Raw genomic sequence first — 10,922 nt, 5'->3', positions numbered from 1 at the left:
GTCTTTATATGCCAGTACTCTCTTTCGAAAATCCAGACTGTAGCCCATCGCACTTTATCCTTTGTCATATGAATCCAGCTATTATGTCATATTAATATGATTCTGCTATATTTGTTACCAATAGAAGGATGTGTCCCAAAAGATCTTGTTGGTACTTTTTACCGGATAGGTCCGGGGCGTTTAAATCGTGGTGAGCAATGGTATAACCATCCGTTTGATGGTGATGGAATGATTTGCAAAGTTACATTCAGCAAGAATGGCGTGCATTATCTAAATAGACATATTTTGACAGAGCAATATTTAGCAGAAGAGAAAAAAGGGAAATTTTTGTATCGTTCTATTGGTACGGTTCCTGATGGGATAACCTTTAAAAATAGGTTTTTCAGCATCAAGAATCCGGCGAATACTAATGTCGTATATCATGGCGGTCATCTTCTGGCTTTATGGGAAGGAGGTTTTCCTCATAAAATCAATCCTAAAACACTTGAGACAATATCTAAATTTGATTTTTCTTATTCGATAAAATGGTGGGAACGCGCACATCTTAGGTTAAATATAAAAGAACTTCCTTTTTCCGCACACCCTAAAAAACTATGTGGCGATGATAATTTATATAGTTTTGGCGTTAACTATGGAATTCAGACGACACTATTAATATATATGGTTGATAGTGGATTGAATTTAACTATAAAAAATAAAATAAAGCTCAAGCGTAGGTATTTAGTTCATGATTTTTTTGTGACAAAAAATTACTATGCTTTCTTTTTGAGCTCTGTGCATGTTAAATTGAATTTTAGGAATATATTTGGGAAAACAAGTTTGATAAGTGATATATCCTCAAATAAAGAGGTTGAGAGCGAAGTACTTCTGGTTGCCCGAGATGGATCGTCAGCATCATTCTATGATGCACCACCAGGGTTAATATTCCATTTTGCAAATGGATTTGAAGACTCTGATGGGATGATTATTTTTGATGCACCGATTTGGGATAAGTTTCCAACATTTAAGGAGGATATGTTTTCGGATAATAGAGCATATCTGTTCAGATTTATATTAAACCCTTCTTCAAAGTGTGTAATAAAAGAGCCTTTATTTAATGGTTCAGTGGACTATCCAATAGTTAATCCTGATTATTATGGCGAAAAAAACAGGTATATTTGGTTTGTATGTTTTGGCGAAGGAAAAAATGCATTCTCAAAAAAATCCATTGTGAAATTAGATTTATATGAGATGAAAACGATATATTATGATTTTAAAGACTCTGTGCCTGAAGAGCCTGTTTTTGTTGCTAAAAAAAATTCAATTAACGAAGATGATGGCTGGCTAATATTGAAGGTATACAGGGCTGAAATTCATAGAACAGAAATAGTGATATTAGATGCTGAGACTCTCATGCTTGTTTGTAAGTTAAGACTGCCACACCATATACCAATGGGGCTTCATCACTATTGGATTAATGAAGTAATGCTGTGATGTGTTTTGAGATATTAAAAAAATGTATTTGGTTAGAGGGTTAATATGGAACTAAACTTCGACAATACTCACTCTGAGTTAACAAAAAAATTACAGGAGCATTTAGAGTCAGTCATCCCATATGATGAAAGTTCTGGTGAAATTAGTAAGGCAATGCGTGATGCATTAATATATTCCGGAAAACGGTTTCGCCCTATATTATTTCTCTTTCTCGTGAAAGATAGTGGCAGAGATTATCTAAATATAAATTATTTACAGTTAGCCTCCTCCATTGAGATTATACATGCGGCGTCACTCATTTTAGATGATCTTCCGTGTATGGATAATGCAAAAGTCAGACGTAATCGACCAACTACTCATCGACAATATGGAGAAAGTGTAGCCATATTGTCGGCAGTTGGCCTATTAAGTCTTGCTTTTAAATTAATTACTGAAACAGTATTTCCTGATGATATAAAATCTAATGCAGTCTCGATACTAGCTAAGGCTACAGGTTTGGGAGGATTAGTTCAAGGGCAGTATTATGATCTAAACCAAAATAAGTTAGCATTATATGAATATGAGAAAATATCAGAAATAAATCAGTTGAAGACTGGGGCATTGTTTGAGGTTGTTTTTTCTTTGTCATCATTAACTGATTATAATCAGAATAATGACTATGATCAGCTTATGCTTACCTCTAAGGAATTGGGGCAATCATTTCAAATCATAGATGATTTAAGAGACGGGTTTAAAGACTCAGGAAAGGATATAAATCAAGATTCAAATAAGTATACATTAACTTCTCTGTTAGGCAGTGAGGGAGTAATGAATAAATTACATAGTCATATAGAGATGGTTGATAATCAATTAAGTCAGCTTTATGGTGAGAAATGTTTATCAAGACAGTTTATTATAAAATGGTTTAATAGCTCTTTGAGGTAGGATTAGATTTTCATTTTTTTATAGGTGGTAGCAGGAATGGATATTTCGTGGGACCTGATACTTGTTGGAGGAGGGTTAGCTAATGGTCTCATTGCTATGCGCCTTAAACAATGTCAGCCAAATTTGCGTGTTCTATTAATTGAAGAATCCAGTGATATTGGCGGGAATCATACCTGGTCATTTCATCAAGACGATTTAACAAAAGCTGAGCATGAATGGATATCACCATTAATAGCGCATCGCTGGTCAGGATATGATGTGGTATTTCCTTCATATAAACGCATATTATCACATCCATATTTTAGTATTACGTCAGAAAAGTTCTCATATACATTGAACTCATTACTTAAAGGTTTTATCAGAACTAACGAACATGTAAAAAGTATAACTCCAAATAACGTCACACTAAATAATGGTATAATACTGACCGCAAATGCAGTGATTGACGGGCGGGGATGGAGTGATAATTTAAATATTGTCTATGGAAAGCAAGCTTTTCTTGGGCAAGAATGGGAGTTAGATGCTCCTCATGGGTTAACTCAGCCAATTCTAATGGATGCGACAGTTAAACAAAATGAAGGGTATCATTTTATTTATGTTTTACCATTTTCTCCTACCCGTTTATTAATAGAAAATACGTATTACGTTGATGATAAATTACGTGATAAATCGATGTTAACGTCGGAAATTGCTGAATATGCAAATCAGCAGGGTTGGAGATTACGTTCTTTAGTTCGAGAAGAATGCGGATGTTTACCTATTACATTGATGGGAGATAATCTGAAATTCTGGCAGAGTTTGGAGGGCCAGCCTGTAAGTGGTATGAGAGCGATATTATCACATCCGACTACAGGCTATACATTACAACATGCTGTCAGATTAGCGGATATCATTGCTAATTCACCGGTATTTGATCATATAAATTTGTTTTTAACTTTAAAAGAATATTCAAATGCTCAATGGAAGAGGCAGCGCTTTTTCCGTATGCTAAATCGGATGTTTTTCTTAGCTGGCGAACAAAATAATCGATGGGTAATAATGCAACGTTTTTATAAATTATCGCCAGAATTAATTAGCCGTTTTTACTCCGGAAAAACAACGCTTATTGACAAAATACGCATCTTGCTAGGAAAACCACCAATTCCGTTGGCGAGTGCTATTAGTGCCATTATTAAACGACATCCAAAACTTAAAAATTATCATCATGAATAGAATTCCGGTTATTGGTTCAGGATTTGGCGGTATCGCCTTAGCGATAAGATTACAAGCAGCTAATATACCCACATTGCTTCTAGATAAAAGGGATAAGCCTGGCGGAAGGGCATACGTTTATCAGGATAAGGGGTTTACATTTGATGCGGGACCAACAGTAATTACTGATCCTTCTGCTATTGAAGAATTATTTTTACTCGCTGGCAAGAAAATGTCTGACTATATAGAATTATTACCCATTAGTCCTTTTTATCGCTTGCAGTGGCAGTCGGGAGAGATATTTGATTATGGTGGCGATCAAGATAAATTAGAGAAACAAATAGCTAGGTTTAATCCAGATGATGTGCAGGGATATCGTGAATTTATTCGTTATTCTAAGGCTGTTTTTAAAACGGGTTATTTAAAATATGGCACGTCTCCTTTCTTGTCTTTCAGGAGTATGGTTTGTGCAATGCCTTCGTTGGTACGGTTATCTGCATGGAAGAGTGTTTATGGTATTGTTTCGAAACATATAAAAAACGAGCATCTGCGGCAGGCTTTCTCATTTCATTCTCTTCTTATTGGTGGGAATCCTTTTACAACATCATCTATCTACACGCTGATTCATACTTTGGAAAGAGAAGGTGGTGTTTGGTTTCCTCGTGGTGGAACAGGAGCATTAGTTAACGCATTAGTTAAATTATTCATTGATATAGGCGGGGTATGTAAATTGGATACTCAAGTCGAAAGTTTTATCACGAATAATAATCGGATAACTGCTATAAAATTAAATGATCAGCGTGAAATATATTGTAAAGCAGCGGCTTCAAATGCAGATGTTATCCATACTTATGAAAAGTTATTAGGCAAGCATCGTGTGGGTAAGAGACGTTCCGACTCATTGAAAGAAAAAAAGATGAGTAATTCTCTATTTGTTATTTATTTTGGTTTGAATAAGTTACACAGCCAGTTAGCTCATCACACTATTTGCTTTGGTAATAGATATAAAGAATTACTGGATGATATTTTTAAAGGGAATAGCATTCCTGGTGATTTTTCTCTTTATCTCCATTCACCTTCTGTCACAGACCCGACTTTAGCACCACCCGGGTGTGCAAGTTATTATGTTCTGGCTCCTGTTCCTCATCTGGGAAATGCTCAAATCAATTGGCTTGAAGAAGGTCCTCGTTTACGTGATCGTATATTCTCTTATCTGGAAAAATATTATATTCCGGGGTTACGCGATCAATTAGTTACTCATAAGATTTTTACTCCATTTGATTTTCGGGACGAGCTTAATGCTTATCACGGTTCTGCTTTCTCCATAGCGCCATTATTATTACAAAGTGCTTGGTTTCGCCCTCATAATCGCGATAGTGATATTAAAAATTTATATATTGTTGGTGCAGGAACTCACCCCGGAGCAGGTATTCCTGGAGTTTTAGCCTCGGCTAAAATCACTGCGGATTTAATGATAGAGGATTTATCTTAATGAATTTTGAGCTATTTCTTCATGCTGAACAATGTATGTCATCTGGCTCAAAGAGTTTTGATGCAGCTTCTCGCCTATTTAATAATGATACGCGTAGAAGTACGTTAATGTTATATACCTGGTGCAGGTATTGTGATGATGTTATTGATAGTCAGGATTTTGGGGGGCAATGTTTAACTAATCAACTGGAAAATAAAATTAATAAACTTAATTTTCTAAAAAAAATGACTAATGACGTTTATCTGGGTCTTCCGATGGAAGTACCTGCATTTTCTGCACTCCAAGAAGTTGTCACTAAACACCAAATTCCGTTATCTCAGGCTCTTGAACATCTAGAGGGATTTGCTATGGATGTTCGGAGAGTAAAGTATAAAAGTCTTAATGATACTTTAGATTATTGCTACCATGTGGCAGGTGTTGTTGGATTGATGATGGCCAGAATTATGGGAGTTAAAGAGCCTTTAGTATTAGATAGAGCCTGTGATCTCGGAATTGCATTCCAATTAACAAATATAGCTCGTGATATAATCGACGATGTAAAAATGGGTCGTTGTTATCTTCCCCTTGATTGGCTTGAACAAGAAGGTTTAGAACCGACAATGACATCACTGACAGCAAGGGAAAACCGTATAGCGTTATCCCATGTTGCAAATCGAATTCTTACTGTGGCGGAATCATATTATGCTTCAGCATTAATGGGGCTACGTTATTTACCAATTCGCTCTGCGTGGGCAATAGCCAGCGCATATAAGTGTTACCATAAAATTGGAGTAAAAGTGCAGCGGGCAGGAGAAGAGGCGTGGGATTATCGCCAACATACTTCTCATTTAGAAAAGCTGTCTTTACTTTTTTCTGGTGGTATTTTGGCTTTAAGTTTACGTAACACAAATATAGTTCCCAGGTCTTCTTCCTTATGGCAAAGACCTAAGTGAAAATATTGCCGCTAATAGTAGTTGTCACATAATAGTTGTAACGATGGAATCTCATAAAATGATGAATATGGTCAAAAACAAATATCCGGCAGCAGAACACTGGAAGTTTGGTGATTCTCCTGAACTACAGGACGTTCTTGCTGAATTAGTCTCCAAAGAAATTAAAACTGCAACCAGCTGTTCATTTTCCTCCTATAAACAGTGTGGCAGCAGTATTTTAATTGGTAATGAATACATTGTATTGAACAGCAAAGATACACCAGCCTGTGTTGTCAGAGTGATGGCCCTACACCTTATAAAATTCTCAGAAATGACAACTGAACTCGCCTGGAAAGAAGGCGAGGGAGATCGTTCGGTGAAGCACTGGCAACAGGAACATCAATGTTTCTTTGAACGTGAAGGCTCATTTTCACCGGACATGGAAGTTGTTGTCATCGAATTCAAAGTGATTGATGCTCTGTAACGCCATTGTGTATATCAGGTGTCTGCCCGGTCAGCTGACCATTTTCCAGCTTGATACAATGATCGGCTAAATGGAAAAAACGGTCGTCATGAGTAATCGCCAGTACAGCTTTACCGCGTGCCGCCAATTCAGGCAATAGTTCCTGATAAAATACAATCTTAAATAGTGGGTCCTGATCAGCGGCCCACTCATCGAACAGATAGAATGGCCGATCTTCCAAATAAGCAACCACTAAAGCGAGGCGTTTCCGTTGCCCTTGTGAAAGCTCACGAGTTGAAAAACAACCATCCTGAATTTTAACCTTGTGCTCCAAATGTAATTTAGCGAGCAGGGCGTTCGCTTGTGCATCCAGTACTGAATCTGTATCAGTCAAACCTATCAGTGTTTCGAAGAGATGAAAATCCGAGAAAATGGCGGAGAACAGCTGGCGATAGTTAGCTCTGTTACTATCAGTAATCAAGTTTCCGTCAACAGTAATTGTGCCGCTTTCCGGTGCATACAGCCCGCTTAACAGTTTGGCCAGTGTCGTTTTCCCACTGCCGTTACCTCCAATCAGAAAAGTGATTTCTCCGCGTTTAAGCGTCATATCGATTGGACCAAGCTGAAACATATCGTCTTCTTTCTCACGATAATAGCTGTGTGTAATGCCTGACAGTTGCAGTAAATTCGCCTCACCAAATTCGCTGGCAGAAACCTGTTCGTCCAAGTGATCCTGCTCAGTCAGTTCAGACAGAACATAACCGATGCGGTTCAGCGATACGCGAGCCGCATTCAGTGATGGAACACTGTTCAGCAGACTATCCAGCGGCATCAATATAAACAGAAAGACAATCACGTAACCTGCGATTGTAGTGACTTTCAGTCCCGGTATTACCGCCGGGGCGAAAATAACCAGCCCGAGAAATATATAAAATAGAAGATACATCCAGCCGGCACCAAAGGCATAAACACTGAAAGCACGGATACGATGCTGTCTAACCGCACCAATTTCACGACCAAGTAAATGGGTGAAGAACGCCTGAGCGCGTGAAAAATGTAACTTTAGCTCTTTCGCTCCGGTAAATAAGGCATTGAAATGATTGAACAGGCGATCTTGTGACTTACCTGCTGCTTTTAGTGATGCGAGCGCGCTGGTTCCACCGATAGCATAACCAAGTGAGCCAATCACTATCACCGTTAACACAAGAAAAAACACTGGCCATGACAGCCAAGCCAGATAACTCAGGCAACCCAGTATAATGGAACTCTGCGTCACAATATTGGGTAGGGTGAAAAACAACAGTGAAACATTGGTTGTATCATCGGTGATGACAGACTGGGCACGGGAAGCGCCCAGTATTTCTATCTGGCGAAAAGGAGCATGGGTAATACGCTCAGAGATAAACTCACGCATCCTTGCGATGGTATTCTGGCTGAGTCTGGCGAAAATCACCCCGCTCATTACATGACTGACAATAGCCAGCACCGCAATAATACAGAAATATACGGCGAGTAAGTGATAACTATTGCCAGACGTGGTGACTATCCTGTTAACCAACGTGATGAGGAAAACGTTGGAAATGCCATTAACGATACTGGCTAAAATGGCAATGAGCAGTATCCAACGTGAACGATGTAAAAGTGAGAACAAAATCCGGTGAGCCGGTTGTTTCATGGTTGGCGTCATCATTTCTGCTCCGGTATCTCGGTCATTAATTTTTCCCGCAGAATTTTCCACAGCAAAGTCGCCAGCTGTTTAACCTGAGGATTGGATAGCATAGTCATGTGATTACCGGGCACGATCTCAGTATTTAACTGAGTCATATACTGACGCCAGATATTTTCTCGAGTAGCTATTTCATCAATATTCTCCTCCTGGGCATTAATCAGATAAACGGGGCCGTTATAGCAGTTTTGGGGGGTATAGTGTGAATTCAGGTTGGCCTGCATAACCTGAACGATACCCTGTAACAGCGATGTTTCTGTATTTTCCGGGAATAGCTCTACATCGACCAAAGCCCGAAGTAAGAGAAGGATCTGTTCGTCTTCAGTCAGATTCTCGAAATCCTGCCTTGTCAGCGTTAATGGCTGAGTTAGCATCATGTTGTAGATATCAATCAGACTCATTAACGTTTCAATCCGGTCGATAACCTTAGGAGGGCTGTTTTTTGAAGTGCTCTCCTGTGGTTCAGGCCCATCGGAATCAATAAGAGTAAGAGCCGCAATCTCTTCCCCTTGCTTTTGTAATTGTAATGCTATTTCAAAAGCAAGCCAGCCGCCGTAAGAGTGCCCGAGCAGATAATAGGGGCCATGAGGCTGCGCCTGACGAATTGCCTTAATGTAAGCACGGGCTGTACCTTCCACACTCATATAAGGTGGAAGATCTGTATTTATCAGGCCACGAGCCTGCAAAGCGTGGACAGGCAACTGTGGGGGAAGGGCTAATGCCAGCTCAATAAAACTGGAAACACTGGCACCTGCGCCGGGAATACAGAAAAGTGGTAAAACAGAGTCATCTCCATGTTGAATAATGATGTGCGGTGAGTAAGACGCCGGTAATAAATGCTCAGTCATTGAATCGGCCAGATGGTCTATCCAGGGTGGCTGCATGATGGTGTAATGCCCTCCGCCAATAGGGTGACGTTCAGAATGTTCACCAACAATATCGTGCCAGCCATGCCAACAGTCGAATCCGTCCGTTAAATCATCGCAGGTATAGAGATGAATGGGTAATGAGGAAGCAGAAATAATATATTTTTTACTCAGTTGCAGGATCAGTTCCTGTGTATTCAAACGGAAGAGAATATCCTCTTTTTTAACGTCCGCAGGCAACCATTGCAAAGCTTCACAATCGCGGAAATGATAAAGATTATCCAAATCATCTCCATCAGGTTGCTCTCTGTAATTATGCAGAGACTGGATAAACAGATTGATATCTTTCTGTCTGTCTGTTTCATGATCACTGAAATTGTAAGAATCGAAATTATAAGAATCTAAGTTGTAAGAATCGATCATGCCAAGGTAATCGATTTTTTCGCCATCGCTAACCAATTGCAGAGCTATCTCGTAAGCGATGGTTCCTCCGATGGACCAGCCCGCCAGACGATAAGGGCCATGAGGCTGGATCCGGCGAATAGCATCAATATGGTAAGTGGCAAGTTCCTCAATAGAAGCTGGTGGATTTTCTACTGTGTGTAGGCCAATAGCCTGCAATGTATAAACAGGCAGTTCGGCTGGCAGTAAAGTTGCCAGTCGCGAATACACCAGCGGATCACCCGTGGTTTCGTGTATCAGGAATAATGGCGGTAAATGACCTTCAGGGCTTAAAGGCACCGGATTGGCATCAAGAGGAGAGCTTGGTTTAGCTGACTGGCTATTAATCGCCTGAGCCAGATCACATAATATCGGGTAAGAGAATAATGTTGCCAGTGATACCGCCATACCTTGCTTGCTCATACAGTTAATTAACCGCACCGCGATAAGCGAATGACCACCCAGCTCAAAGAAATGGTCATAACGACCGACCCGTTCCACGCCCAGTAACTCCTGCCAGATTTGTGCCAGTGCAATTTCCACGTCACCTGTCGGTGCTTCATAATCCCGAGTGATCACAGCGGATAAGTCCGGTGCCGGCAGCGCCTTGCGGTCAAGTTTACCGTTGGGCGTCAGCGGGAAAGTATCTAACATGACAAATGCACTGGGTAGCATATAGTCTGCCAGATGCTGAGTGAGATACTGCCGCAGTTTGGTTGGCATCAGTTCAATATCCGGCTGAGTTTGCACGTAAGCGACCAAACGCTTGTCCCCGGGAATGTCTTCACGTGCGATAACAATGGATTCGTTAATCCCCGGGTATTGATTCAGGCGCGACTCGATTTCATCCAGTTCAATGCGGAAACCACGTAATTTAACCTGAAAATCATTACGACCAAGATATTCAATATTACCATCCGGCAACCAGCGACCAAGGTCACCGGTTTTATACAGCCGGGCATCCGCTTCGGCAGAGAACCGATCCGGCAGGAAACGCGCCCGCGTAAGTTCAGGCCGGTTCAGATAACCCCGGGCTACACCGGCGCCACCGATATAGATTTCGCCCACCACCCCAAGCGGAGTAGGTTGGCCAGAAGAGTCAAGAATATAGATTTGGGTGTTAGCAATGGGGCGTCCGATTGGAATGGTATATGCAGCATTAACAGCCGATGTTATTGCATAAGTGGTGGCTATTGTGGTGGTTTCCGTCGGACCATAAGCATTAATCAGATGGGTTGGCCGGGATTCAGATAATTGTACCTGTTGTATTTTTTTCGGATTGAGCACTTCTCCACCGACAAGCAGATAGCGTAATTGCCTGAATAGGGGAGAGAGTATTTCCAGATAAGCGTTGAACAGTCCCACCGTTAACAACATTGCCGTGACTTCACTGCTGATTAATTCGTCACGGAAACGTTCAGGGTTAAGTAATACG

Annotated in this window: 8 protein-coding genes; 6 read left to right on the top strand and 2 right to left on the bottom strand. The window is 40.5% G+C overall.

The window, feature by feature from the left end:
- Nucleotides 1–111 precede the first annotated feature (111 nt).
- Genes AACX68_RS02625 through AACX68_RS02600 form a run of 6 tightly spaced genes read left to right on the top strand, consistent with a single transcriptional unit; the run spans nt 112 to nt 6,475 of the window.
- Nucleotides 112–1,473 carry a carotenoid oxygenase family protein gene (locus tag AACX68_RS02625; protein ID WP_228860515.1) on the top strand — a complete coding sequence of 454 codons (1,362 nt, stop codon included), beginning with the start codon at nt 112–114 and terminating at the stop codon, nt 1,471–1,473.
- 45 nt (nt 1,474–1,518) lie between these two features.
- A complete protein-coding gene (locus AACX68_RS02620) occupies nt 1,519–2,397 on the top strand; it encodes a polyprenyl synthetase family protein (RefSeq protein WP_228860514.1) in 879 nt (292 codons plus the stop codon).
- A 36-nt stretch (nt 2,398–2,433) separates the two neighbouring features.
- Entirely contained in the window at nt 2,434–3,609 is a 1,176-nt protein-coding gene (crtY, locus tag AACX68_RS02615) for a lycopene beta-cyclase CrtY (RefSeq protein ID WP_228860513.1), read from the top strand.
- The gene (locus tag AACX68_RS02610; RefSeq protein WP_228860516.1) at nt 3,602–5,080 is read left to right on the top strand and encodes a phytoene desaturase; all 1,479 of its coding nucleotides are present in this window, start codon (nt 3,602–3,604) and stop codon (nt 5,078–5,080) included. The genes crtY and AACX68_RS02610 overlap by 8 nt, the downstream gene beginning before the upstream one ends.
- Nucleotides 5,080–6,012 (top strand): phytoene/squalene synthase family protein, encoded by a 933-nt coding sequence (locus AACX68_RS02605; RefSeq protein ID WP_228860512.1) that lies wholly within the window; start codon nt 5,080–5,082, stop codon nt 6,010–6,012. The genes AACX68_RS02610 and AACX68_RS02605 overlap by 1 nt, the downstream gene beginning before the upstream one ends.
- 58 nt (nt 6,013–6,070) lie before the next feature.
- Nucleotides 6,071–6,475, top strand: a complete 405-nt coding sequence (locus tag AACX68_RS02600) for an ASCH domain-containing protein (protein ID WP_169926568.1) — start codon at nt 6,071–6,073, stop codon at nt 6,473–6,475.
- Here AACX68_RS02600 and AACX68_RS02595 read toward each other — a convergent pair.
- Together AACX68_RS02595 and AACX68_RS02590 are read right to left on the bottom strand one after the other, a co-directional pair.
- A complete protein-coding gene (locus AACX68_RS02595) occupies nt 6,453–8,192 on the bottom strand; it encodes a cyclic peptide export ABC transporter (protein WP_228860511.1) in 1,740 nt (579 codons plus the stop codon). The genes AACX68_RS02600 and AACX68_RS02595 overlap by 23 nt on opposite strands.
- A partial coding sequence (locus tag AACX68_RS02590; RefSeq protein WP_228860510.1) for an alpha/beta fold hydrolase occupies nt 8,141–10,922 on the bottom strand: 2,782 nt, incomplete at its 5' end. The genes AACX68_RS02595 and AACX68_RS02590, both read right to left, overlap by 52 nt.

Source organism: Xenorhabdus sp. PB61.4 (assembly GCF_963894935.1).
Classification (GTDB): domain Bacteria; phylum Pseudomonadota; class Gammaproteobacteria; order Enterobacterales; family Enterobacteriaceae; genus Xenorhabdus; species Xenorhabdus stockiae.
The sequence above is the reverse complement of the archived record's forward strand: the minus strand, read 5'-3'. Positions and strand labels throughout refer to the sequence as shown.